The organism is Pseudomonas sp. AB39(2026) (assembly GCF_059831485.1).
Genome location: NZ_CP195212.1, coordinates 3,085,746 through 3,110,640, shown reverse-complemented (window position 1 = coordinate 3,110,640; position 24,895 = coordinate 3,085,746). Strand labels below are relative to the sequence as shown.

Annotated in this window: 25 protein-coding genes; 13 read left to right on the top strand and 12 right to left on the bottom strand. The window is 60.9% G+C overall.

Annotation, left to right across the window (positions count from 1 at the left end):
• Positions 1 to 106 precede the first annotated feature (106 nt).
• Positions 107 to 1,786: a putative bifunctional diguanylate cyclase/phosphodiesterase gene (locus tag ACSAMW_RS14360; protein WP_500590866.1), complete on the top strand. Its 1,680-nt coding sequence runs from the start codon at positions 107 to 109 to the stop codon at positions 1,784 to 1,786.
• A gap of 4 nt (positions 1,787 to 1,790) precedes the next feature.
• Here ACSAMW_RS14360 and ACSAMW_RS14355 read toward each other — a convergent pair whose 3' ends face one another.
• Complete coding sequence (locus tag ACSAMW_RS14355; protein WP_500590865.1) at positions 1,791 to 3,179, bottom strand: NorM family multidrug efflux MATE transporter; 1,389 nt, start codon at positions 3,177 to 3,179, stop codon at positions 1,791 to 1,793.
• A 170-nt stretch (positions 3,180 to 3,349) separates the two neighbouring features.
• Between ACSAMW_RS14355 and ACSAMW_RS14350 the strand changes: the two genes are divergently transcribed.
• Positions 3,350 to 4,270: a LysR substrate-binding domain-containing protein gene (locus ACSAMW_RS14350; protein WP_500590864.1), complete on the top strand. Its 921-nt coding sequence runs from the start codon at positions 3,350 to 3,352 to the stop codon at positions 4,268 to 4,270.
• A 155-nt stretch (positions 4,271 to 4,425) separates the two neighbouring features.
• Positions 4,426 to 6,408, top strand: coding sequence for a methyl-accepting chemotaxis protein (locus tag ACSAMW_RS14345; RefSeq protein ID WP_500590863.1), 1,983 nt, complete (start codon positions 4,426 to 4,428; stop codon positions 6,406 to 6,408).
• Between the two features lies 1 nt (position 6,409).
• On the opposite strand, the gene hglS is transcribed toward ACSAMW_RS14345, so the two are convergent.
• The gene (gene hglS / locus ACSAMW_RS14340) at positions 6,410 to 7,798 is read right to left on the bottom strand and encodes a 2-oxoadipate dioxygenase/decarboxylase HglS (RefSeq protein ID WP_500590862.1); all 1,389 of its coding nucleotides are present in this window, start codon (positions 7,796 to 7,798) and stop codon (positions 6,410 to 6,412) included.
• A gap of 247 nt (positions 7,799 to 8,045) precedes the next feature.
• On the opposite strand from hglS, the gene amaB reads away from it, so the two are divergent.
• The gene (amaB, locus tag ACSAMW_RS14335; RefSeq protein WP_500590861.1) at positions 8,046 to 9,539 is read left to right on the top strand and encodes an L-piperidine-6-carboxylate dehydrogenase; all 1,494 of its coding nucleotides are present in this window, start codon (positions 8,046 to 8,048) and stop codon (positions 9,537 to 9,539) included.
• 32 nt (positions 9,540 to 9,571) lie between these two features.
• Positions 9,572 to 10,864: an L-pipecolate oxidase gene (gene amaA, locus ACSAMW_RS14330; RefSeq protein WP_500590860.1), complete on the top strand. Its 1,293-nt coding sequence runs from the start codon at positions 9,572 to 9,574 to the stop codon at positions 10,862 to 10,864.
• A 100-nt stretch (positions 10,865 to 10,964) separates the two neighbouring features.
• On the opposite strand, the gene ACSAMW_RS14325 is transcribed toward amaA, so the two are convergent.
• Together ACSAMW_RS14325 and ACSAMW_RS14320 are read right to left on the bottom strand one after the other, a co-directional pair.
• The gene (locus ACSAMW_RS14325) at positions 10,965 to 12,458 is read right to left on the bottom strand and encodes a YifB family Mg chelatase-like AAA ATPase (RefSeq protein WP_500590859.1); all 1,494 of its coding nucleotides are present in this window, start codon (positions 12,456 to 12,458) and stop codon (positions 10,965 to 10,967) included.
• Between the two features lie 127 nt (positions 12,459 to 12,585).
• Positions 12,586 to 13,431, bottom strand: coding sequence for a hypothetical protein (locus ACSAMW_RS14320; RefSeq protein ID WP_500590858.1), 846 nt, complete (start codon positions 13,429 to 13,431; stop codon positions 12,586 to 12,588).
• A 239-nt stretch (positions 13,432 to 13,670) separates the two neighbouring features.
• Between ACSAMW_RS14320 and ACSAMW_RS14315 the strand changes: the two genes are divergently transcribed.
• Positions 13,671 to 14,078: an NUDIX hydrolase gene (locus ACSAMW_RS14315; protein ID WP_500590857.1), complete on the top strand. Its 408-nt coding sequence runs from the start codon at positions 13,671 to 13,673 to the stop codon at positions 14,076 to 14,078.
• Positions 14,079 to 14,201: 123 nt separating this feature from the next.
• A complete protein-coding gene (yghX, locus tag ACSAMW_RS14310; RefSeq protein WP_500590856.1) occupies positions 14,202 to 15,086 on the top strand; it encodes a YghX family hydrolase in 885 nt (294 codons plus the stop codon).
• Positions 15,087 to 15,096: 10 nt separating this feature from the next.
• Here the strand turns inward: yghX and ACSAMW_RS14305 are convergent, their stop codons facing one another.
• Both ACSAMW_RS14305 and ACSAMW_RS14300 read right to left on the bottom strand, forming a co-directional pair.
• Positions 15,097 to 16,014, bottom strand: coding sequence for a LysR family transcriptional regulator (locus ACSAMW_RS14305; protein ID WP_168083369.1), 918 nt, complete (start codon positions 16,012 to 16,014; stop codon positions 15,097 to 15,099).
• Positions 16,015 to 16,080: 66 nt separating this feature from the next.
• Positions 16,081 to 16,359 (bottom strand): accessory factor UbiK family protein, encoded by a 279-nt coding sequence (locus ACSAMW_RS14300; protein ID WP_168083367.1) that lies wholly within the window; start codon positions 16,357 to 16,359, stop codon positions 16,081 to 16,083.
• Positions 16,360 to 16,774: 415 nt separating this feature from the next.
• Between ACSAMW_RS14300 and glnK the strand changes: the two genes are divergently transcribed.
• The 4 genes from glnK (at position 16,775) to sutA (ending at position 19,551) form a co-directional block, all read left to right on the top strand.
• Positions 16,775 to 17,113: a P-II family nitrogen regulator gene (gene glnK, locus ACSAMW_RS14295; RefSeq protein WP_002555808.1), complete on the top strand. Its 339-nt coding sequence runs from the start codon at positions 16,775 to 16,777 to the stop codon at positions 17,111 to 17,113.
• 33 nt (positions 17,114 to 17,146) lie between these two features.
• Entirely contained in the window at positions 17,147 to 18,481 is a 1,335-nt protein-coding gene (locus tag ACSAMW_RS14290) for an ammonium transporter (RefSeq protein ID WP_500590855.1), read from the top strand.
• A 226-nt stretch (positions 18,482 to 18,707) separates the two neighbouring features.
• Positions 18,708 to 19,130, top strand: coding sequence for a secondary thiamine-phosphate synthase enzyme YjbQ (locus tag ACSAMW_RS14285; RefSeq protein ID WP_500590854.1), 423 nt, complete (start codon positions 18,708 to 18,710; stop codon positions 19,128 to 19,130).
• A gap of 94 nt (positions 19,131 to 19,224) precedes the next feature.
• Positions 19,225 to 19,551, top strand: a complete 327-nt coding sequence (gene sutA / locus ACSAMW_RS14280; RefSeq protein WP_500590853.1) for a dormancy-specific transcriptional regulator SutA — start codon at positions 19,225 to 19,227, stop codon at positions 19,549 to 19,551.
• 53 nt (positions 19,552 to 19,604) lie between these two features.
• Here the strand turns inward: sutA and ACSAMW_RS14275 are convergent, their stop codons facing one another.
• From ACSAMW_RS14275 to lptM, 6 genes are read right to left on the bottom strand one after another with little or no spacing between them, the layout of a single operon-like run.
• Complete coding sequence (locus ACSAMW_RS14275; protein WP_500590852.1) at positions 19,605 to 20,300, bottom strand: HAD family hydrolase; 696 nt, start codon at positions 20,298 to 20,300, stop codon at positions 19,605 to 19,607.
• Positions 20,297 to 21,199, bottom strand: coding sequence for a tyrosine recombinase XerC (gene xerC, locus ACSAMW_RS14270; protein ID WP_500594044.1), 903 nt, complete (start codon positions 21,197 to 21,199; stop codon positions 20,297 to 20,299). Before xerC ends, ACSAMW_RS14275 begins: the two co-directional genes overlap by 4 nt.
• A 2-nt stretch (positions 21,200 to 21,201) precedes the next feature.
• On the bottom strand, positions 21,202 to 21,897 hold the full coding sequence (locus tag ACSAMW_RS14265) for a DUF484 family protein (protein ID WP_500590851.1): 696 nt from the start codon (positions 21,895 to 21,897) through the stop codon (positions 21,202 to 21,204).
• 19 nt (positions 21,898 to 21,916) lie between these two features.
• Entirely contained in the window at positions 21,917 to 22,747 is an 831-nt protein-coding gene (dapF, locus tag ACSAMW_RS14260; RefSeq protein WP_500590850.1) for a diaminopimelate epimerase, read from the bottom strand.
• A gap of 5 nt (positions 22,748 to 22,752) precedes the next feature.
• On the bottom strand, positions 22,753 to 24,000 hold the full coding sequence (gene lysA, locus ACSAMW_RS14255; RefSeq protein WP_500590849.1) for a diaminopimelate decarboxylase: 1,248 nt from the start codon (positions 23,998 to 24,000) through the stop codon (positions 22,753 to 22,755).
• Positions 24,001 to 24,008: 8 nt separating this feature from the next.
• A complete protein-coding gene (gene lptM / locus ACSAMW_RS14250; protein ID WP_168083349.1) occupies positions 24,009 to 24,143 on the bottom strand; it encodes an LPS translocon maturation chaperone LptM in 135 nt (44 codons plus the stop codon).
• A gap of 178 nt (positions 24,144 to 24,321) precedes the next feature.
• Here lptM and cyaY point away from each other — a divergent pair, with 178 nt between their 5' ends.
• The gene (gene cyaY, locus ACSAMW_RS14245) at positions 24,322 to 24,654 is read left to right on the top strand and encodes an iron donor protein CyaY (RefSeq protein ID WP_168083347.1); all 333 of its coding nucleotides are present in this window, start codon (positions 24,322 to 24,324) and stop codon (positions 24,652 to 24,654) included.
• Entirely contained in the window at positions 24,654 to 24,851 is a 198-nt protein-coding gene (locus ACSAMW_RS14240) for a DUF1289 domain-containing protein (protein WP_500590848.1), read from the top strand. The genes cyaY and ACSAMW_RS14240 overlap by 1 nt, the downstream gene beginning before the upstream one ends.
• The last annotated feature ends 44 nt before the right edge of the window (positions 24,852 to 24,895 follow it).

Here is a 24,895-nt window from a genome sequence, read left to right as displayed (position 1 = left end):
ATGACGCAGATCGTGGCGTATGTGTCAGCGAAAATCATTATCATCTCCAGGGGGCATCCCCGTGCTACCCCTGCGTTAAGTGTCTTCACGCTCATAAGGAGCTCGCTTGTCCACGCTCACCGAACCCTTGCGGTTGCTGTTGATCTCGCAACAGGATGCGTGGGAGGCTGCGTTGCGCAGTTGCCTCGATACGCTGGGGGGGCCATGGACGCTGGCACGGGCAACCACGTGGGGGCCACCCTGGGACCTTGAAACCGTCACCGCTGAAGCCGGCCTGCTGGTGGTATTGGCCACGCCGGAGTGCCAGCCTGCTGCAGGCCGGTGCGGTTGGCCCCAGGTATTGCTGCTAGAAGCCGAGCCAGGAGAGCCGCCTGCCGGGGCAAGCGACTGGCTTGTGATGCAGGGCCTGGACGCCAGTGCGTTACGGCGTTGCTTGCGCCATGTGCAGGAGCGTAACCTTTTGCAGAGCACGTTGCAGCGCTTGGCGGAGGAGGATACCCTCACCGGCATCGCCAACCGCCAGGGCTTTCTTGCCATGTTGGCCGCCCGGCTGGCAAGCGGCGACGGCCGCGGCCTGGCCCTTGGCCACCTGGACCTGGATAACTTCCGCCATGCCAACGATTGCCTGGGCTATCAAGCCGGGGACGGGCTGATACGCCAGGTGGTGGCAAGGCTCAAGGCGCAGCTTGCGCCGGGTGACCAATTGGCTCGGCTGGGCGGTGACGAGTTTGCCTTGCTGATCGATACGCAGCGCGACCCCTCGCGCGCCGAGCGCCTGGCCGAGCAGATCACCGAAGCCTTGGCAGACCCCTACTGGATAGAGGGGGAAAGCCTGTTGATCGGCTGCAGCCTGGGCATCGCCCATGGCCGGCAACGTACAGACCCCGACCCGCTGATGTGGCATGCGCACATGGCCATGCGCCAGGCAAAAAGTATCCAGGGTTGTACGTTTCATGTCTTCAACGAGCAGGCCAACCGCCAGGCACGCAACAAGGTAGACCTGGAAAGTGAACTCCGCCGTGCACTGCGCAGGGATGAGCTGGAGATGCATTACCAGCCACGGCTGGACCTGGGTAACGGCCGAATCGTAGGGCTTGAGGCCCTCGTGCGCTGGCGCCATGCCGAGCGAGGGCTATTGGCCCCCAGCGAGTTCGTGCCGCTGGCCGAGCAGAGCGGGCTGATTGTACCCCTAGGCTACTGGGTGCTCGCCCGTGCGCTTGAAGACATGCAGGCCTTGCGGCAGGCGGGCGTTGCGCCCTTGCACATGGCAGTCAACCTGTCGTTCAGGCAGTTCCAGGACAGCCAGTTGCTGGGCACGCTCAGCCGCCTGATCAATGACCGCGGAATCGATGCCAGCTGGCTTGAGTTCGAGCTAACGGAAACAGCGGTGATGCGCCGTAACGACCAAGTGCGTCATACCATGGACGCACTGCGCCAGCTGGGCGTACGTTTCTCGCTGGACGATTTTGGCACCGGTTTTTCCTCCTTCGTACACCTCAGCAGCTTGCCTATTGCGCTATTGAAGATAGATCGCAGCTTTGTCGCGCACATGAACGAGCGGGCCGAAAGCCGGCAACTGGTGCGGGCCATGGTCAACCTAGCCCACAACCTCCACCTGGAGGTTGTGGCCGAAGGTGTGGAAACTGCCGAACAGCTTAACGAGCTGAGGGCCTACGGGTGCGATCAGGCGCAAGGCTTTCTGATCAGCCGGCCCATGCCCTTGAGCCCCTTGCTGGCCTACTTGCAAACCGGCCTGAACCGGCACAGCGATGCCCGCCTGCGCTAGGCAGTCAAAGGGGTTCGCTGCCAGCTCCGGCCTGCACAAGCGGTGGCTTCAATCGTTTCACCTTGGCTTCGAAGGCCAGTGTCAGGCAGACGGCCGCGCAGGCCAGCCCTAGCGCCAGCCCCCACCATACGCCCACAGCGCCATGGCCGAAGTGAAACGCTAGTAGCCAGGCAGCAGGCGCACCTACTAGCCAGTAGCATGCAAGGCCCACCAGAAAGGTGAGGCGGGCGTCCTTCAGGCCGCGAATGGCACCCATGGCTATGGTTTGTACGCCGTCGAACAACTCGAACCAGGCCGCCACTGCCAGCAACTGCATGGCCAATTGGAAAATGGCAATGAAGGCTGGGTCTGAGCCGTCAATAAACAAACCCACCAGCTTGCCAGGCACCAGCCACAACACCAGTGAAAAGCTGAGCATGATGATGGCCCCAAAACCAATACCCAAGCGACCCGCCTTGTGGACCTGGCCCAGTTGGCCCGCGCCATAATGGCGCCCAATGCGCAACGTTACCGCGTAGGAAAGCCCGGCAGGGACCATGAACGCCACGGACACGACCTGCAGCGCAATCTGGTGCGCGCCCAGTTGAGTTTGCCCCATGTTGCCCATGCACAGGGCCGCGAAGGCAAAGAGCCCTACCTCTACGGCGTAGGTGCCGCCGATGGGGAGGCCCAGCCGCCATAACTCTTTTAGTGCCTCGCCACACGGCCGGGACAGGCCATTGAGGAAGGGGTAAGCCGCGTAGCCTTGGTTGCAATTGATATAAAACGCCAGCGCCAGGCCCATGGCGGTAGCCACTGTTGCCGTGACCATGCCAATGCCTGCAAGCCCCAGCGGCGGCAGGCCAAAGGTGCCATTGAGTATGGCCAGGTTGAGCACCAGGTTCAGCAATGTGCCCGCAATGCTGATCACCATGACCGGCGTTGCCTTGCCTACCGCACTGGTAAAACCGCGCAGTGCCATGAAGCTGAGCGAGCCGGGCAGGGCGAATGCCAGTACTTTGAGAAATTCACTGGCAGCTGCCACGTTTTCCGGTGTTTGCCCGAGGCGGAGCAACACCGGTGGCAGGTTCCACAGCAGTAGGCCTGCGGCTATCGCCAGGCCCCAGGCCAGCCACAAACCTGCCTGGGTCAGCCGTGTCACTCCGGCCGTGTCTCCCGCGCCCTGGCGAATGGAAACCAGTGTACCTACCGCAGCCATGACACCCACGCAGAAAATGGACACGAACGAGTAGCTGGCTGCCCCCAGGCTACCGCCTGCCAGGGCTTGAGGGCCGATACGCGCCATCATGATGGTATCGGTCAGGATCATCAGCATGTGTGCCAACTGGGAGGCAATCAGCGGGCCGGCCAGGCGTAACAGGGCTTTGAGTTCAGAGCGGGTAGTAAGCGGCATGGGAAAACACGGATCCGACTGTAATCAGCCGGTGATTCTGCGCCTTGCTGGCTTCGCCTACAAAAGGATAATAGCGATCGATGACATGAGTTTTAATCATGCTGGCTTTTGCTTTGGCAACTGAACCTATAGCCTGAAACCGCCTTTGGCTGTCTGAGCCCGACCCTCCCATGATCCGTCGCCTTCCCCCGCTATACGCGTTGCGAGCCTTTGAAGCGGCCGCCCGCTACAGTTCGTTCACCCGCGCTGCCGAAGAGTTGGCTATTACCCAAAGCGCAGTAAGCCGTCACGTACGCACTTTGGAAGAACACTTCGCTTGCAAGCTGTTCGTGCGGGCAGGGCGCAGCCTGGTCCTGAGTGAATCTGGCCGTCTGCTGCTCCCGGGTGTGCGTGAAGGCTTTTCCTCCTTGGAGCGCGCCTGCGCCACGCTTATCGGGGAAGATGGCATTTTGCGCATGAAGGCCCCGTCAACCCTGACCATGCGCTGGCTGCTGGCCCGCCTGAGCCGTTTTCGTCATTTGCAAAGTGGCAACGACGTACAGCTCACCAGTGCCTGGATGGATATCGACGACGTGGACTTCAACCTGGAGCCCTTCGACTGCGCCGTGTTGCTGAGCAATGGAACATTTCCTTCTGATTGGGAGGCCACGTGGCTATTCGATGAGCTGCTGATTCCCGTCGGTGGGCCTGAGCTCCAAGCCCAGGTGCCGTGGACTGCCGATCAACTGGCCAATGCCGAACTGCTGCACCCCACACCGGACCGGCGCGACTGGCGCAGCTGGCTACGGCGTACCGGGCTGGACCACAAGGTTTCTATTCGGGGAGGGCAGGTGTTCGATACCTTGGAGCTGGGCATGATCGCCGCGGCTCGTGGCTATGGCGTGTCCATCGGGGATCTGTTGATGGTGGCCGAGGACGTAGCTGCCGGTCGTCTCAGTTTGCCTTGGCCCACGGCAGTGGCCAGCGGTGAGAGCTATTATCTGGTGTGGCCTGGCACGCGGCCCGGCAGTGAGCGTGTCCACCGGCTCAGCGAATTTCTTCGTAGCGAAGCCGCCGGCATGAAGCTACCTGCGGTCACGTTGCTTCGCTAGCCTCTTGAGCAAATAACCCTGCCCGACGCTCAAGTATGCGCCTGCCCCGCCGAAGTCATGACAGGGATCCGGCGGCAAGGGATCCATACGACCTTTGTCTATACCCTTGGAAGCGATCGAGACCGGCAAAGCTGGCACTTCCAACAGGAGCTGAAATGAAACAACCACGTGCCTTTATTGCCCGACAACTTGGTATTGCGATTGCGCTTGTACTTGTTGTGGTAATCAGCGGAAGTACCGTTTTTGCCCTGCGCTCGTTGGACCAGGCCAACCTGACCACACGGCAGGAACACATGGCCAGTGAGGCACGGCTGCTGTCTGACCAGCTCGATACGTTCCACAATACCCTGCGTGAGAGTACCCAGCGTTTGAGCGGCCTGTTCGAGTCCCGCTTCAGTGCAGGCTTGAGCCTTCACCCCGACCAGCCTGTGACGGTTGCCAACCTGGCGACGCCGGGTTTGTGGCTGGGCGAAGAAGTGCTGAACAACGACTTCCGGGAAGTGGATGATTTTCGCAAGATGACCGCCGGTGTCGCCACGGTCTTCGTGCGCAGCGGTGAGGATTTTGTACGTATCAGCACTTCGCTGACCAAGCAGGACGGTACCCGTGCCATTGGCACCGCACTCGACCATGCTCACCCGGCCTACCAGCGGCTGTTGAGTGGGCAGAACTACGTAGGGGCCGCCAGCCTGTTCGGCCGCTCGTACATGACCCAGTACACGCCCGTGCGTGATGGGGCTGGCAAGGTGATCGCGGTGCTGTTCGTAGGCTTCGATTACACCGATGCGCAGAAAGCGCAGTTCGACAACCTGGCGCAGTTCCGCATTGGGAAAAGCGGCTCCCTGGCGTTGCTGGATGCGCAGAACCAGTGGCTGGTGGCGCCTGCCGGTGTGAAGAACCTTGAAGCGGCGGCTACGGCCATCCGTGAAGCGGGCAATACGGGTAAAGGCCACTTCTGGAACGACGGCCAGGCTGAGTATTACTCATTGGCACAACCGTTCGCCCAAGGGCCCTGGAGCGTGGTGGCCAGCATGCCGCTTGAAGAACTGCGTGCCGTGACCTGGAACGTGGGCACCAAGTTGATGCTGGGTAGCCTGCTGGCCACGGTGCTGGCTGTGGGCGCTGCGATGATCCTGCTGCGCCGCCGGCTCAAGCCGCTGGGTGACCTGGTGAACCAGGCCGAAGCGTTGGGCGCCGGAGACCTGGAAGCGCGCTTGACGGTGGCGGGGAACGACGAAATCGCACAACTGGCGCGTAGCTTCAACCACATGGGCGAGGCACTGGCCACCATGGTGCGCCATATCCGCGTCGCATCCGAACAGGTCAGCGATCGTGCGCAAGCGCTTTCAGGCCTGTCTGCCGGTGCGTATGAAGGGATGGAGCAACAAAGTGGCGAGATCACCAGCATGGCGGGCGCGGTGGAAGAATTCAGTGCCACGTCGTTGAACATCGCGGACAACATGAGCGAAACCGAGCGCGTGGCCCAGCAGAATGCCGAGCACACCCGCACGGGTCGCGCTTCCATGGAACAAGCCTCTTCCTCGCTGGAGCAGATCGCTGGCGCCTTGGGCGACACGGCAAAGGTCATCGACACCCTGGGGCAGCGGTCCCAGGAAATTGGCGGAATCGTTGGTGTGATCACGTCCATTGCCGAACAGACCAACCTGCTGGCGCTTAATGCTGCGATCGAAGCGGCACGTGCGGGTGAGCAGGGCCGAGGCTTTGCCGTGGTGGCAGACGAAGTGCGTAGCCTGGCTTCGCGTACGCGCCAGGCCACGGATGAAATCTCCACCATGATTGCCAGCATCCAGCAGCAGACTGGCCAAGCGATCCATACCATGGAACAGGGCAACCAGCTGATGCAGGAAGGCCTGTCCCGCAATGCCAGGGTCGCTGATGCCCTGTCCCGGATCGACGAGCAAAGCCGCATGGCAGGGCAGCAGTTTGCAGCCATCGCTACCGCGACCCAGGAACAAAGTGACACCGCCACGTTGTTGAGCAGCAACCTGCAAAGCATTGCTCACGCCAACAGCGATCAGCGTGAAGTGGTCTCCAACCTGGCCACCACCGCACGCGACCTGGAGAGCGTGGCAGCTGGCCTGAGCCGTGAAGTGGACCGTTTCCGGGTTCGCGGCTGATTCACAACAGCTTCACACCCAACTGTGCCTCGCACGCCAGTAGCGAGCGCCGTTGGGTGTTTTCATACACCTCCATTTCGTTGACCACGGGCCGCCCCAGTGCCTGCTCGAACTGCGTGCGGTTGGCATTGCTACCGTATTGGGTGCGTGCTTCGTCGCCCAGGTTGGACTGGAAGATGCCGGCTGCACTGACGGGTAGAAAGTCTTCGTACACCAAGGGGTCGCATTGGATATCGCCAGCAGCGATCAACGTGTCCAGGCCTTTGCCTGAGGCGTCACCGGCCAGGCCTTGCGCTGTAGGGGTATAGCGGAACCACGCTAGCCCTTGACGGCGCAATGCGTGAGCGTCGTCTGGAAACGCTGCGAATGCGTGTTCCAGCAGCGCCTGATAGCGACCAGGGTCGCGCTCGGCAGGCACGCCTTCAAGCCCTGCGCGGGCTTTGTCCAACAGTTGGTCGTACAACGCGCGGCCGGCTGGCGTAAGCGCCGCGCCGCGCTGCTCGATTTCGCCGAAGCGGGCGGTGTGCGTGCCCAGGTTGGCTGCTTCACTGTCGGTGAAGGCAACCTGCTCTTCCAGAGCCTTGAAGCTGGTCTGCCGAAGCAGGATCGGCTGCTGGCGCCGTGGCGGCCCCTCGATCACGGCCTTGGGCGGAATGGCGCGGGTTGGCATCAAGGCCTGCACCTGGTCGATGTCCAGTGTGCGGGGTGTAAGGTGGTTGATATGGGGGCCATTGAAGGCCACCACGTCAGCGACCAACCGGTGCTGGTCATGCAATCGCTGGTACTGGGCCTGGGTAACCGTGGCCTGGCGGTGCCAGCGGAAGGTTTCCAGCGCCTGGGTCACGAACGTGTCCGCTTCGCTGTCCGTAAGGCCGCCCTGAGCTTCATACTGTTCAATCAACGCCAGCGCTTCGGGTGTGAAGATCTGGCGCTTGGCCAACAAGCCTGCCGCCATTTCGCGTAGCCCCGCGTCGTCGATCAGTTCCAGGCGTAGCAACGAAGTGAACACACGGAAGGGGCTGATGCGCAGGCTGTCTTCATGCACGGCACGGAAGGCTGTGGAATGGACCGGCACGCCGGCGGGAGAAAGGTCGTAGTAGCCTACGGGTGTCATACCCATTACCGCAAACAAGCGGGCAAGGGTTGCCAGCTCCTGGGCAGTGCCTACCCGAATGGCACCGTGGCGCTCCTCATCAAGGCGCGCCAGGCCGCCGCTTCGCTTAAGCGCTTCGGCCATGGCTGGCTGGTTGGCCAACGTCGCTTGGTTTACCTGCGCCACCAATTCCATCAGGTCGCCATACAGCGGTACTTCGGCCCGGTACATGGCTGACATGGCGCGCGAGAACCGGGCGCGGATATGGTCTGGGCTCACATAGTCAGGGGTAGGCATGGCGGGTTCCTTGGCGGAGGGTAGGCAGAGCTTATTCAAGCGGCAGCGACGGCCTATGGGCAAGCGATAAAAAGTGCGGGCTTCATTCCTTATTTTCCGAAAGGCTCAGGTCACGGCCTTTAACAGAGGTGTGTTTTTTCTGTCATTCCCCTAAGGAATGATGTGCTGCCAAATCATCGCTTGAGGGCGGCGGCCTGTGCCGTGGACTATCAACGCTATTGCGGCTGAACCCTATTGGAGATTTCACATGATCGACGGTCTGCTGGAACGCCTGGGCGTGCCTGCCACGGCGTATCGCAACGGTAACCATCCTGTATTCACCCCTATTGATGGCAGCCAGATCGGTTCGATCACCCTGCAAGGCAAGGACGAGGTGGCTGCCCGTATTGGCGCCGCACAGGAAGCGTTCCTGGCCTGGCGTAATGTGCCAGCGCCTCGCCGCGGCGAGCTGGTGCGCCAATTCGCAGAGGTACTGCGCGAGCACAAGGCGCTGCTGGGTGAGCTGGTGTCTGTGGAAGCCGGCAAGATTACCCAGGAGGGCCTGGGCGAAGTGCAGGAAATGATCGACATCTGTGATTTTGCCGTGGGCCTGTCCCGCCAGCTGTACGGTTTAACCATTGCCTCCGAGCGCCCTGGCCACCATATGCGCGAAAGCTGGCACCCGGTGGGTGTGGTCGGAGTGATCAGCGCTTTCAACTTCCCCGTGGCCGTCTGGTCCTGGAACACTGCGCTGGCGCTGGTGTGTGGCAATGCCGTGGTGTGGAAACCTTCGGAAAAAACGCCGCTCACTGCCCTGGCGTGCCAGGCGCTGCTGGAAAAAACCCTGGCACAGTTCGGCAGCGATGCGCCGCCGAGCCTGGCACAGGTGCTGCTGGGCGACCGTGAAGCCGGTGAAGCCATGGTGGATGACACCCGCGTGGCACTGGTGAGCGCTACGGGCAGCACCCGCATGGGCCGCGAAGTAGGGCCACGTGTAGCCGCCCGCTTTGGTCGCAGCTTGCTGGAACTGGGCGGCAATAACGCCATGATTCTTGCGCCCAGTGCCGACTTGGACCTGGCCGTGCGTGGCATTTTGTTCTCGGCGGTCGGCACTGCGGGCCAGCGTTGCACTACTCTGCGCCGGCTGATCGTACACCGCTCCATCAAGGACGACGTGGTCGCCCGTGTAAAAGCCGCCTACGGCAAGGTACGTATTGGCGACCCACGGGAAAACAACCTGGTGGGGCCTTTGATTGACCAGCAGGCGTTCCAGGCCATGCAGGATGCCCTTGACCGTGCCCGTAACGAAGGCGGCGTGGTGTTCGGAGGAGAGCGCCAGCTGCAGGCCCAGTACCCTGACGCCTACTATGTTGCCCCGGCTGTGGTGGAAATGCCTGGCCAGAGCGCGGTGGTGCGCCATGAAACCTTCGCACCTATCTTGTATGTGATCGCCTATGACGAGTTCGAGCAAGCGCTGGCGCTGAACAACGAGGTGCCGCAGGGGCTGTCCAGCTGCATCTTCACGACAGATGTACGGGAAGCCGAGCGTTTCCAGAGCGCCTGCGGCAGTGACTGCGGTATCGCCAACGTGAACATTGGCACCAGCGGTGCAGAAATCGGCGGCGCCTTTGGTGGCGAAAAGGAAACGGGCGGTGGCCGGGAGTCTGGCTCTGATGCATGGCGCGCCTATATGCGCCGGCAGACCAACACCGTGAACTACTCCCGTGAGTTGCCCCTGGCCCAGGGCATTGTGTTCGACTGATCCCTGTACTTAACCCAACTTGAGAACCTGCGATGCCGCATCGCCCCTTGCGTCAGGAATGTTTGTGGGAACGTGTATTACCCCCGACGGCCCCAGCCATGGGGCTTACCGATCAAATGCGCACCCAGGTGTGTGTGATCGGCGGGGGTATCACCGGCCTGTGCGCTGCCATTCGCCTTCGGGAACAGGGCTATCAGGTCATCGTGCTGGAGGCGCATGAAGTAGGGCATGGCGGTTCCGGGCGTAATGTGGGGCTGGTGAACGCGGGTACCTGGATCAAGCCGGACGATGTGGAGGCCACGCTGGGCACGGCGGTGGGCGGCCGCCTGAACAGAGTACTGGGCGAAGCACCCGCCCAGGTGTTCGATACCATTGCCCGTTATGCCATCGATTGCCAGGCCCACCACCAAGGCACACTGCACATGGCGCACAGTGCCGCAGGCGCGGAGGACCTTCAGGCCCGCCACGACCAATGGCGCCGCCGAGGGGCCAACATCGAATTGCTGTCTGGTGCCCGCTGCCGCGAATACTGCGGTACCGACAAGGTGGCGACCGCCTTGCTGGATCACCGCGCGGGTACGATCAACCCCATGGCCTACACCCGAGGCCTGGCCGCCACCGTCCAACGTTTGGGCGGCCTACTGTTTCAGAATGCGCCTGTTACCGGCCTGCAACGTGAGGGCGCCACCTGGCGGGTAACGACAGCCACTGGCAACGTCGAGGCTGACAAGGTCGTTATTGCTACCGGCGCCTATACCGAAGGCGACTGGAACACGGTCAAGAACAACTATTTCCGTGGGTATTACCTGCAAGTGGCCTCCGTGCCTTTGAGCGGCCCGGCCGCAGAGGCGATTTTGCCCCATGCCCAAGGCTCATGGGACACCCGCATGGTGCTGAGCAGCATCCGCCGGGACGACCAGGGCCGCCTGTTGCTGGGCAGCATGGGCCGGCTGGACAACAAGCCTGCGTGGTTCGTACGCAGCTGGGCCGATCGCATCCAGCGGCACTACTTCCCCGAACTGGGCCGCGTGGAGTGGGAAAGCCATTGGACGGGCGCCATCGACTTCACCCCAGACCACCTGATGCGCCTGTATGAGCCCGCGCCAGGCCTGATTGCCGTGACAGGGTACAACGGCCGGGGCAATACCACTGGCACGGTGCTCGGTGCGGCCATGGCAGATTTTGTGATCAACGAACGCGTGGCTGATTTGCCCATCCCGTTCTCCCAAGACCAGCCTGTCAGCCTGCCTGGTTTGCGCACCGGCCTCTATGAAACCGGGTTTTCGCTGTACCACGCCGGGCAATGCTTAAGAGTAGTGTTGTAATAGTTGAACCCTGGACCAGGCGCATGTAGGAGCCTGCGAAGCGGGCGAAGCGCGGGTGTAACGCGGGCGAATGGGCCCTCACATGTACCGTTCATACCTCTCACCCTACCGCCGGCCGATACTGCAACGCCTCCGCCAAGTGTGCCCGCTCGATACCCGGCGCTTCTTCAAGGTCGGCCAATGTGCGGGCCACCTTCAGCAACCGGTGCGCCGCCCGCAACGACAGCGTAAGCCGTTCGCAGGCCTGCTCCAGCCAGGCCTCATCCGCTTTTGGCAACTGGCAGTGAACCCTCAGCGCGTTGAGGTCCAGAAAGGCATTGGCGCAGCCTTGCCGTTCCAGTTGCCTGTCCCGTGCCTTGGCCACCTGGTCTGCGACGGTAGCCGTGGACTCGCCCCGTGGGCCGTTGGGGCTCAAGGTGGTGGTTTCACGGGCCACGGTTACGTGCAGGTCGATACGGTCCAGTAAAGGGCCGGACAGCTTGTTGCGGTAGCGGTCCACTTGTTCGGTGGTGCAGCGGCAGCGGCCGGTGCTGTCGCCCAGGTAGCCGCAGGGGCAGGGGTTCATGGCGGCCACCAGTTGAAAGCGCGCCGGGAAGCGGATTTTGTCGCGGGCACGTGCGATCACGATTTCGCCGGATTCCAGCGGCTCGCGCAGTACCTCCAGTACCTTGCGGTCGAATTCGGGCAATTCATCCAGAAAGAGCACCCCATGGTGCGCCAGCGTGATCTCCCCTGGCTGCGGCCGGCCACCGCCGCCCACTAACGCCGCACCCGAGGCCGAATGATGCGGATGGCGGAAGGGCCGTTGTGGCCAGCTGTTCAGCGGCACATGGCTGGCCACTGAGTGAATGGCAGCCACTTCCAGCGCTTCATGTTCGCTCAAAGGCGGCAGCAAGCCTGGTAGCCGGCTGGCCAGCAAGGTTTTACCCGTGCCCGGTGGCCCGCTGAACAGCAGGTTGTGGGCACCGGCAGCGGCCACCAGTAACGCCCGTTTGGCGGCGATCTGGCCTTGCACTTCGTTCAGGTCTGGGTAAGGGCGGGCCACCAGGCACAGGCCTTGGGCCTTGAACGGGCTGAGGGGTTGTTGCCCATTGAAGTGGCCCACCAGCTCCAACAGGGTGTTTACGGCGACCACGGTGAGCCCATTGGCCAGTGACGCTTCCTCGGCATTGGCCTGCGGCACCACCAGCGTACGGCCGGCGTCCCGCGCAGCCAGTGCGGCGGGCAACACGCCCTGCACCGGCCGCACCGCGCCAGACAATGCCAGCTCCCCCAGGCATTCCACCTCTCGCAACGCCTCCACCGGCACCTGCCCACTGCCAGCCAGGATACCCAGCGCAATGGCCAGGTCGAACCGCCCGCCGTCCTTGGGCAAGTCCGCCGGGGCCAGGTTGAGGGTAATGCGCCGTGGCGGGAAAGTGAGCCCGGAATTGACGATGGCGCTCCGCACCCGGTCCTTGCTCTCCTTCACAGAAGCTTCAGGCAACCCTACAAGGGTCAAGGCGGGCAGCCCGTTGGCCAAATGCGCCTCAACCAGAACGGCGGGTGCACCAACCCCAACCTGGGCACGGCTGTACACGATAGCGAGCGACATGACGGCTCCTGTGAATACGCTTCCTTGCGAAGGGGAAAGCTTAAATCAGGAGGCCGAGGGGAAGGGGGGGATTGTGAAGCAAAATGTTTTGGCGCTAGGCAACTGCGAGGTCGGCAGGTGGCCCAAATCAGTAAAAAATACCGGATAAGTCGCCGTCGTCTACGAATTCACGCGGGTGGCGTAAAACCTGCTCCAGAAGGAAGGGTCTCGCGCTGCCTTCTTGGCGTACCAAGGATCGGAGGAGTATGCCTCTTTTAAACGTAGTGATCCCAGCGCTCGCCGTTCTGCTTCCTGCAAGGTAATCACTCCAGCGTCCAAAAACTGTTTCCAATAGCTGTCCGCCTTCAGCGTCGCAGAAAGCTTTTGCTTGGAAGTCGTAGTAGGCATGAGCTACCTCCGGCACAACGTTTTCTAAAGATACGATAACAGTGTCAATCATGTACTGGATATTACCCAGTGTATGCCCCTTGACCCATTTGAGAGGAGGGACGCCAAGCTTTTCACAGCCAGTGATCTGATCCGGATGAGGCGCAAGGTGGTCTGTGCTGCGATGCTTGACGGCGGAGCATAGCATATTGTCAAGGCGCCTACGGAGCGCCAAATCAGACAACCCATCGGGATCTCCAACGAACGTACGCTTGGTGTTATAAGCGAAAGTGGCTACGGCGGCGTAGATAGCAGAGCCACCAAGGCCTGGGCTGCTTTCGGATACATCGAGCCAGGTTTCGATAGCGTTGACATACACGTTGAAAAAAATGTCTTTCTGTGCGGTTCTGTAGGCAAAATCCCATCGAAGGGTATCAGGCCAATCATCCAATTCATTCATGCTTTCAAGGGTTGACCCAGGCATAAGTCGCTCCATGATCTCCTTGAGGTTATCCTCGCCGGATCTAGGGTTGAAGAACAGATCTTCTTCAATCGACAGCGCCAAGAGCCACTTGGCCGCAAACGTACTATTTTCGCTATCAACCATTTCCAACACGCTTATTTGAATGGAGTAGATGTCCTGCTGATCCGTAAAGCTTCCTAGCTGTCTGGATCTTGCTCAAACCCTATGGATGCGTATCGGTATTCAATAAAGGCCTTGCAAAGGTGAAGTTTAAGCAAAGAGTCTGAAGAGAGAGGAAGGATTGTGAAGCAAGATATGTATGGGCTAGGTAGCGATATGATCGGCTGCCACAATACATACCCTCTATCAAAGGTTTATGCGCAATGCCCAACACCCTCCACATCGCCGCTGCCCTCCTGTTGAACAACGAAGGCCACACCCTGCTGGTTCGCAAGCGCGGCACGGCCTTTTTCATGCAACCTGGTGGCAAAATCGAAGCGCACGAGCAACCTGTTCAAGCCTTGGCCCGTGAGCTAGAGGAAGAGCTGGGTGTGCGTATCCAGCCTTCGCAAGCCACCTACCTTGGGGCTTCTTCTGCACCGGCTGCAAACGAGCCAGGGTTTCAGGTGCACTGTACGTTGTTCGACGTCGTGATCGACACTCAGGTGGTGCCGGCTGCCGAAATCGAAGAAGCGGTGTGGGTGAGTGCAGAGCAGGCAGAGGCCTTATGCCTGGCGCCGCTGACAAGGAATTGGGTGCTGCCGCAGTTCTTTAACGAACGTGCATCATAGCCAGTAGGTTCCAACACAACCCTGTGGGAGCTGGCAGAGCCAGCGAACAAGGTGCCACTTCAATGCAGGCTATCTACCGCTCGGCTATAGTCTTGCGACGCCTTCAATGCCAGGAATCGCCTTATGTTGCGCCTCACTGCCAAGGATTTCGCCCCGGAGTTGCTGGAACTCTACGATTACTATGCCCATGGCCGCATCAGCCGCCGGGACTTTCTGGACCGCGCAGCGGCCTTTACCGTGGCAGGGTTGTCGGCTTCGGCCTTGTTGGCGTCACTAAGCCCCAATTACGCCCTGGCTCAGCAAGTGGAGTTTACTGACCCGGACATCGTGGCCGAATACGTGATGTACCCCTCGCCCCAGGGCCATGGCCAGGTGCGAGGCTATTTGGTGCAGCCTGCCAAGAAGGAAAAAGCCCCGGCGGTGGTCGTGGCTCACGAAAACCGGGGGTTGAACCCCTACATAGAGGACGTGGCAAGGCGTGTGGCCAAGGCCGGTTTCGTGGCCCTGGCGCCGGATGGCCTGACCTCGGTAGGCGGTTACCCTGGCAACGATGACAAAGGGCGGGAGCTGCAGCAGAAAGTGGACCCGCAAAAGCTTATGAACGACTTTTTCGCCGCCATCGAATGGATGAAGGCGCACCCGGCAGCCACCGGAAAAGTCGGCATCACTGGCTTCTGCTATGGCGGTGGCGTTGCCAACGCAGCGGCTGTGGCCTACCCCGAGCTGTCAGCCGCCGTACCCTTCTATGGTCGCCAGCCCAAGGCCGAAGACGTGCCCCGCATCAAAGCGCCCCTGCTATTGCATTACGGTGAGCTAGACACAGCCATCAACGAAGGTTGGCCCGCCTATGAGAAAGCCCTCAAAGCCAATAACAGAACCTATGAAGCCTACGTCTACCCAGGCGCCAACCACGGCTTCCACAACGACTCTACCCCTCGCTACGACAAGGCCGCCGCAGACCTGGCCTGGCAACGCACAATCGACTGGTTCACCCGCTATCTCGCTTGAAGCTTGAAGCTCAATGAGCCAACCCACCATCGCCCATATGCTGCTCCAGCCGCGCCCGTAGCCAGCGTTCCGCCGGGTCTGTGTCGGTGATGCTCAGCCATACCATGGACAATTCCAGGGCGGGGGTTTCGAACGGCAGAGGTTCGGCGTGCAGGTTGCCCCACGCCTCCATGGCCGTAGCAGCATAATCCGGGCAACCGGCGAGCAGGTCAGTACCGGCCAGGATCGAAGGCAGTGAACTGAATTGGGGCACGGACAGCACCACCTTGCGAGTGCGCCCAATTTCATCCAGCCACTCGTCCGCAATCCCGCGGGTATTGGCCGTATGGGACACCACCACATGGGAGCGGCTGCAGTACTCATCCAGGGTCAAAGGGTGTTGTGCACCGTCGGCGCGCAATACGCGGGCATGCATTCTGCGCAGCAGCTTGCGCTTGGCATTGGCGGGCAGCCCACGGGTTTGGCTGATGCCAACGGTAATGTCGCCCGCTGCCAGCAGGTCGGGGATGCGCCAGTAGTCCACATGCTGCACCACCACAACCACGTCCGGGGCCTCCTGTCGTAGCGCGCGTAGCAACGGCGGCAGCAGGCCGAACTCCACGTCATCCGACAGGCCGATCCGGAACGTCATCTTGCTGGTGGCAGGCTCGAAGTCGTGGCTCAGGCTTAATGCAATGGACAGCGCATCCAATGCGGGGGAGAGGTGCTTGATCAGCGCTTCTGCGCGGGCGGTGGGCTCCATGCGATGGCCCACCCGAATGAACAGAGGGTCATTGAACAACACGCGAAGCCGATTCAGCGCAGCGCTGATGGTTGGTTGGCCCAGAAACAACTTTTCTGCCACCCGCGTGACATTACGTTCAAGCATCAAGGCTTCGAACACCACCATCAGGTTGATATCAGCCTTGCGCAGTTCGTTGCGATTCATCGGCAGGGATCGGTGGGGGTTGAAAGGGGGAAAACGCGTGAGTGGGCGCTGCAATAGCGCCCGTGTTCAGTCTTGCCGAGTGGTAGTAGCCGGCGCTGCAGGCAGCCGCGCTTCAAACTCGGCCAACTGCGCTTCAAGGGCGTCTACCTTGGCGCGGGTGCGGGCAAGCACGGCCATCTGTGTATCGAATTCCTCGCGGCTTACCAAGTCTAGCCGGGCAAAGGCACTTTGCAGCAGCGTACGGAACTGGCTTTCGAACTCCTGGCGAGGAGGCAGGGTATTACCACCCAGCAAGCGGCTTGCTTGATCGGTAAGGGCATCGAGGAAGGCTTTTGGCGCAAGCATGAGGGCAGGTTCCAATAAAGAAGACTGGCCAAAGTGTAACACGGGGTCCGACGTCTGCTGGCGACCTTACGCTGCACACTTGTTGGGCGGTGCCCCCGTCTGTGACGCACCAATAATGTGCGTGGCTTGGCGCCAAGCCCTGCTTTCCAACCCAAAAAACTGCCTCGGGCTGGCTGAATTCGGCAAGCGGCCGAAGGTGGCAAGGTTTCTGCTTGGAGGCAGCAGAAGACCCTGCACTGATGGCGGCCTGAACGGCGAACACAGTGCATAGGCGGAACGGGGAAGTGTTCTGCCAAGACAGGTATCCGACACACAGCGGCGCCGCCTGCGCCGGGTTACAAAGTCGGACACTGCGCTTAGACTTGAGTCGGGTTTGTTTTCCTGGGGCAAGTCCACCAATTCGGGAGAAAGTTTCATGAAGCTAGTCACTGCCATCATCAAGCCGTTCAAGCTGGACGACGTGCGCGAGTCGTTGTCGGAAATCGGCGTGCAGGGCATCACCGTCACAGAGGTCAAGGGTTTTGGCCGGCAGAAGGGTCATACCGAGCTGTACCGTGGTGCGGAATACGTGGTGGATTTTCTACCGAAAGTAAAAATCGATGTCGCCATCGACGACAAGGATCTGGACCGCGTGATCGAAGCGATCACTAAAGCCGCCAACACTGGCAAGATCGGTGACGGAAAGATCTTCGTGGTCAACCTGGAACAAGCGATTCGCATCCGTACCGGCGAAACCGATACCGACGCCATCTAAGCCGACCCTAAAAACGCCCCAGGAGTAAACAATATGACTCTGCGTCAATTCGCAGGGCTAGGCGCCCTGTTGTCTCTCATAATGCCAGGCCTGGCCTTGGCTGATGAGGCGGCGGCACCTGTGCTCAATTCTGGCGACACCGCCTGGATGCTTACCTCTACCGCGCTGGTGCTGTTTATGACCGTGCCCGGCCTGGCCCTGTTCTATGGCGGCATGGTGCGCTCCAAGAACGTGCTGTCGGTAATGATGCAGTGTTTTGCGATTACAGGCCTGGTGACGGTGCTGTGGTTCATCTACGGCTACAGCATGGCGTTCGATACGACCGGTATGGAACAGGGTGTGATCAACGTCAATTCCTTCGTGGGCGGCATGGGCAAGGCCTTCCTGGCAGGCATCACGCCGGCCAGTATCACGTCGGCCACGGCATTGTTCCCGGAAGCCGTGTTCGTTACCTTCCAGATGACCTTCGCGATCATCACGCCGGCCCTGATCGTAGGCGCCTTTGCTGAACGCATGAAGTTCTCGGCCATGCTGGTGTTCATGGGCGTGTGGTTCACCCTGGTATATGCGCCTATCGCGCACATGGTGTGGAGCGGTAATGGCGGCCTGTTGTGGGACTGGGGCGTGCTGGACTTCGCTGGCGGCACCGTGGTGCACATCAACGCAGGTATTGCGGGCCTGGTAACCTGCCTGGTGCTGGGCAAGCGCAAAGGCTACCCCACTACCCCGATGGCGCCCCATAACCTGGGCTACACCCTGATTGGCGCGGCCATGCTGTGGGTAGGCTGGTTCGGCTTCAATGCCGGCTCCGCCGCCGCCGCCAACGGCACCGCAGGCATGGCCATGCTGGTGACCCAGATCGCTACTGGCGCTGCGGCCTTGGGCTGGATGTTTGCCGAGTGGATCAGCCACGGCAAGCCAAGTGCACTGGGCATCGCTTCGGGCGTAGTGGCAGGCCTGGTTGCCATTACACCGGCAGCCGGTACGGTGGGCCCGATGGGGGCGCTGATCATTGGCTTGGTGGCGGGCGTGCTGTGCTTCTTCAGTGCTACGACACTCAAGCGCAAACTCGGTTACGACGACTCCCTGGACGCCTTCGGTGTACACGGCATCGGCGGCATCATTGGTGCTTTGCTCACCGGTATCTTCGCAGCACCGGCCATGGGTGGCTTCGGTACGGTAGAGGATATTGGCGCGCAACTGTGGATTCAGGCCAAAGGCGTTGGCTTTACCCTGATCTACACCGCCGTGGTGACCTTCGTCATCCTGAAAGTGCTGGACATGCTCATGGGGCTGCGCGTGTCGGACGAAGAAGAAGCGGTTGGCCTGGACCTGGCTCAACACAATGAGCGTGGTTACAACCTTTAAGCCGGTAGGCGTACCTTAAGGCACGCCATTCGTAAAAAAATGCCCGGCACGCCGGGCATTTTTTTTATCCTTTTTTGTCACTGCTTTGAGCGGCCTGCCAGGCGTGTCCCGGATCTATTGGGCGTAATACAGGGTTTCTAGCTCTGTAGGAAAAGCCAACACTAATACAGGACTTTGCTTTTTTTTCGAGCGCGCTAGAATGCGCCCGAAATGTGCGGAGAGCGTTATGTGGCAACAGACGCCGATTACCCTTGCAGCGCGGCCCCGGGGTTTTCATTTGGTGACCAGCGAAATACTCGCGGGCATCCCTGCCCTGGCAGCTTGCAAGGTAGGGCTGCTGCACCTCTGGTTGCAACATACGTCGGCTTCACTGACGGTTAACGAGAACGCCGACCCCGCAGTGCGTCGGGATTTCGAGCGGTTCTTCGACCAATTGATACCAGACGGCGCTCGCGGTTATGAACACAATGACGAGGGCGATGATGACCTGCCCGCGCATTTCAAGGCCAGCCTGCTGGGTTGCCAGCTCAGCCTGCCAGTGCGCTCTGGGCGCCTGGCGCTGGGCACCTGGCAGGGGATTTACCTGGGTGAGCACCGAGACCATGGTGGCCCCAGGCGTTTGATCGCCACCTTGCATGGCGAAGGCTAAGGGCCCAGGCCTAGCGTATTTTTATCAGCCGCGCCGAACTCAACGGTACGGCTGGGCTATATACAACTGCTCCGGCAACACATGAGGTAGGACCATGAGCGACGACGATCTGGAACAAGATGACCTGGAAGTAGGTGACGAGGACGACACCGAGGAAGGCCTGGAAACGGCTGCCGAAGACGTCGCCGAAGATGACAGTGGTGCCAGCGACAGCCCAGCGCCTGCCGGCAAGGGCAAGAAAGCCGCCGTCAGCGTGGATGAGCTGCCCAGTGTCGAAGCGAAGCAGAAAGAGCGAGACGCCTTGGCCCGGGCCATGGAAGAGTACCTGTCCCGTGGCGGCCAGATACAGGAAGTGGAGCCCAATGTAGTGGCGGATCCGCCCAAGAAGCCGGACAACAAGTACGGTAGCCGGCCTATCTGAAGCCGGCCCTGTAAAAAGCCCGTCGTCGCTACGGGCTTTTTATTGCCCGGCCGTTAGTCCCAGCTGGCCAGCAGCGCCGGCAGCTCTGCCAAGGTCGCTATCTCTGCATCGGGCAGGGCTTGCCCTTCCCATGGCAGTCGCGACGGGTTGTACCAGATGGCCCTGAAGCCGGCCTGCTTGGCGCCAGCAATGTCGTCATGTGGGTTGTCGCCTACATGCACAGCGTTGGCTGAAGTGGCACCACCACGCCGTAGCGCCTCTTCGAAAGGGCGCGGGTCTGGCTTGCCTACGCCCACGTCCTCAGCGCATAGCGCAAAGCTGAAGTAATCTGCCACACCCAACCGCCTCACATCGGCATTGCCATTGGTGAGCGCCCCCAGTGTGTAGCGCTGTGCCAGAGCCTCAAGGGTAGCGGGCGCGTCGGGAAAGAAACTGACCTGGTGGCGCGCCTCCAGAAACACTGCGAAGGCTTCGCGAGCCAGCGCTTGTGCTTCGGCCTGCGGATACCCGGCCTCGTTCAGGGCAATGAACAGCACTTGCTCGCGCAGATAGCTGATGCGGTGGGCAAGGCTCGGTGTAGCCGTTACCAGCCGCTGACGGATTTCATGCAGGCGTTCCGGCGGGAACGGCCCCAGTCGGGGCGCATGCGTGGCCAGCCATTGGCGCAGAACGATTTCTGCACTCTGAATGACCGGCGCGGTGTGCCATAGCGTGTCATCAAGGTCAAAGGTCACCAGCGTGATGGTCATGGTTGTTCCGTGTCCTTGTTACGTTTGGCGCGAGGGTGCGCGCTATCGTACACCTTGGCCAGGTGCTGGAAGTCCAGGTGCGTATAGATCTGCGTGGTGGAGATATCCGCGTGCCCTAGCATTTCCTGGACCGCACGCAGGTCTTGCGAGGACTCGAGCACATGGCTGGCAAACGAGTGCCGCAGCATGTGAGGGTGTAACCGTTGGCCCAGTTCTCGTTGCCCAGCGGCCTGTACCCGTAGGCGAATGGCTTGCGGCCCTAGCCGCTCTCCCCGTTTGCTAATGAACAGGGCATCGTCCACCGGGCTACCTAGGCCACGGTAGGTCAGCCATTGCCGCACGGCTTCCCGGGCTTTGCCTCCCACAGGGACGACACGCGCCTTGTTGCGCTTACCCCGTACCTCTACCAGGCCCTCGGAAAGGTCCAGCGAGGTCAGATCAAGCCCGGCCAGCTCTGACAGGCGCAGGCCAGAAGAGTAGAAGAGTTCCAGCATGGCGTGATCACGCCGCCCGAGAAAGTCATCCTCCACACCACCATCGAGCAGCTGTTGCGCACGGTCAGCATCCAGTACCTTGGGCAACCGGCGTTCACCCTTGGGCGCGGCCAGCCCCACTGCCGGGTTGTGATCGCATAGCGCTTCACGCAATAGCCAACCATAGAAACCACGAACGGCTGAAAGCAGGCGGGCAAGGCTTTTGGGTGCCTGCCCATGCTGATGGAGCCGGGCAACCAGCCGGCGGAGCAAGGGTGCAGTGAGTTCGGGCCAAGTGGCTACGCCCGTTTGCTCACAATATTCGACCACCTTGGCCAAATCGTTACGGTAGGCCGCCAGCGTGTGCGCAGACGCTTGCCGCTCAGTGCGCAGATGGTGGTAATAGCCCGCCAATTGCGCCTGCAGGGTCATCGCACGGGCCTAGGCATATTTGTGAAGCGCGGCAGCACGCGGCTGAGCACTTCAGCAATGTGGGCCAGAAACAGTGTGCCTACCGAACTCTTGTAATGATCGGCGTCACTGCTGCCAATGGCGAGCACGCCTATTACACCTTGATGGACCAGCGGCGCAAGGGCGGTGGAGGCGACTTGAGGATGCTCCACGCCGAAGAGGAATTCCAGCTCATGCTGACGCAGCGCACCGGTCACCGGCCGGGGGTCGGCTAGCAATGCGCCTAGCGCATGCTGGGCTTCGCCAAGGGTGACCGAGCGGCCTACTGAGGTAGGCACGTCAGTAAACAGCACAAGGCTTACAAAAGGCACCTTGAACGACTGACGCAGGCTGTCGTCCATGGCCATCACTACCTCTTCAAGGCTGGTGGCATCCAACAGCTCCAGCATCAACCGGCGTGTCTTGTCGAACAGGCGATCGTTGTCGCGTGCCACGTCCATCAACTGTGCCAGGCGTTGCCGCAGTTCGGTATTGCGACCACGCAGCAGGGCCAGTTGATGCTCGACCAGCGAGATGGTATCTCCCCGCTGGTGGGGGATATGCAAAGTGGACAACAGCGCTTGATGGTCAACAAAAAATGATGGGTGTTGCTCCAGGTACGCCACTACAGCTGCGGCATCAACCTCGCCCTTGGTATCAGGTTCGTGACTCATCGTGGTTGAGCTCCTATGGTCAGAGGCGTACTTGCCCCTCGTAGACGCGGACGGCAGGGCCAGTCATCAACACAGGCTGGCCCGGCCCGGCCCATTCCAATGCAAGCCTGCCGCCTGGCAAGTCCAGGGTCAGGGGTGAGTCCATCCAGCCTTGGGCAATGGCCGCAACGGCCGCTGCGCAAGCACCGGTGCCACAGGCGCGCGTTTCACCTGCGCCGCGCTCCCACACACGAAGCTTGCCCCGCTGACGGTCGATCACCTGCAAGAAGCCTGCATTGACGCGTTCCGGAAAGCGCGAATGGTGTTCAATGCGCGGCCCTAGCACCTGAACCGGCGCGGACTCCACATCGTCCACGCGCATCACGGCGTGGGGGTTGCCCATGGACAGCGCCGCGATGTCATGGGCCACACCGTCTACCTCAAGCACATGAGTGAGCTGCTCGTGCTCAGCCTGGAACGGTACCTGGGCCGGGGACAGCCGGGGAGGGCCCATGTCTACGCGAACCTGGCCGTCATTCTGAACGTCCAGTTCGATAACACCCTTTTTGACCTCTACGCGGATCTTCTTCTTGGCCGTTAGGCGCTTGTCCAGCACGAAACGTGCGAAGCAGCGCGCGCCGTTGCCGCATTGCTCCACCTCGGAGCCGTCGGCATTGAAGATTCGGTACCGGAAATCTACGTCCGGGTTGGTGGGTGCTTCGACGAGCAACAGCTGGTCGAAACCGATACCTGTGTTGCGATCACTCCACTGACGTGCGTGCTTGGGGGTAATGTGCGCATGCTGGCTGACCAGGTCGATCACCATGAAGTCATTGCCCAGGCCATGCATCTTGGTAAAGCGCAGGAGCATGGCTATTACTCCGGCAACAGGCTTTCGCCCGCAAAAAGCTCGGTGATGGTTTCACGGCGGCGGACTTCATGGGCTGTGTCACCGTCCACTAGCACCTCGGCGCAACGGCCGCGCGTATTGTAGTTGGAGCTCATCACAAAGCCGTAGGCACCGGCGGAGTGCACGGCCAGCAAGTCACCTTCGGCCAGAGCCAGTTCACGGTCCTTGGCCAGGAAGTCACCTGTTTCGCAGATAGGGCCGACGATGTCGTAGGCGCGGCTCCCTGCCTCGCGGGGTTGCACGGCAGCTACGTCCATCCAGGCCTGGTATAGCGCCGGGCGGATAAGATCGTTCATGGCCGCGTCGACGATGGCAAAATCTTTGTGCTCGGTGTGCTTAAGGTATTCCACCTGTGTCACCAGCACGCCAGCATTGGCCACGATGTAGCGGCCAGGTTCGAACAGCAGCGCCAGGCCTCGGCCTGCGGTACGTTCCCGTACGGCTTGGATATAGTCACTGACCGGCGGTGGCGTTTCGTCTCGATACCGCACGCCTACGCCGCCGCCCAGGTCGATATGGCGCAGGTGAATGCCGCACTCGCCCAGGCGGTCCATCAACGCCAGCAGACGGTCGAGCGCGTCCAGGAACGGCTCCAGTGTGGTGAGTTGAGAGCCGATATGGCAGTCAACCCCGACCACGTCCAGGTTGGGCAATTGCGCCGCACGCAGGTACACATCCTCGGCCTGCTCGATGGAAATACCAAACTTGTTTTCTTTCAAGCCTGTGGAAATGTAGGGGTGGGTGCCGGCATCCACGTCCGGGTTCACACGCAGCGACACAGGGGCACGCAGGTTCAGTTTAGCGGCAACCGCCTGCAGGCGCTCAAGCTCGTCAGCGGACTCTACGTTGAAGCAATGAACGCCCACTTCCAGCGCCCGCCGCATGTCGGCGCGGGTTTTGCCAACGCCTGAAAACACGACCCGGTCGGCACGCCCGCCAGCGGCCAGAACCCGCTCCAGTTCACCACCGGACACGATATCGAAACCGGCCCCCAGGCGCGCCAGCACGTTGAGCACGGCCAGGTTGGAATTGGCTTTCACCGCATAGCACACTAGGTGATCCACCCCTTGCAGGGCGTCGGCGTAGCTGCGGTACTGGGCTTCGATATGGGCCCGTGAGTAAACGTATGTGGGGGTGCCGAAGCGCTTGGCAATGGCCGACAACGCTACGCCCTCCGCGAACAGCTCACCGTCGCGGTATTGAAAAGCGTTCATATCGACCCTTATTCGTGTTGCGACTGGCTGTGGCCGTCGTGTTTGGCGTCGTCTGGAAGGTACAGCGGGCCCTTCTGGCCACAGGCGGACACGAGGCAGGCAACCGCGACAAGCGCAGCGAATGAGGCGATCAGGCGCTTCATGGCGAAATCCTTTGTATAAACCGTCAGTTGCGCCCGAGTATACCGGCGAGCCGCCAGCTTGCCTACGAAATGACCACCCCGCCGGGCGGCAGCCCATTGGCCGATAGTCTTTGCATTCGCCTGGATCTGCTCGTATCGTGCCGCAGTTGTCTGGCCCGTTCGATACTTGAGGTTGCTCATGAGTTTGACTGAAGCGCGTTTCCACGATCTGGTGGACAAGACCCAGGAAGCCCTGGAAGACGTGTTCGACGAGAGTGGCCTGGATGTAGATGTGGAAAGCTCCGGCGGTGTGCTGACCGTGCGTTTCGACAATGGCACCCAACTGATCTTCAGCCGTCAGGCACCCCTGCGCCAGCTCTGGCTGGCCGCCCGTTCAGGGGGCTTTCACTTCGATTACAGCGAAGAGTCGCGGCAGTGGATGTGCGATTCCTCGGACGAGCTGCTCAATGAAATGCTGGTGAGGATTGTGTTCGAACAATCTGGCGAAAAACTGGACTTCGACGACATCTGATGGCCGCCAAACCCCTCTACAGCAATATCAGCACGGCCGTGAAGTCGCCCTGTGTAAGCCTGTGCAAGCTGGATGAAGACCGCTATTGTCAGGGTTGCTATCGCCATGTGGAGCATATCCGCGAATGGCGTGCGGCCAGCGACGAGCGCCGGCGTGAGATTCGAGCATTGGCCGAGCAGCGCAAGGCCAACGTTTAGAAAGTGACAGGCTCAGACGTTTCCATGGCTGTAGGGCTGGGCAT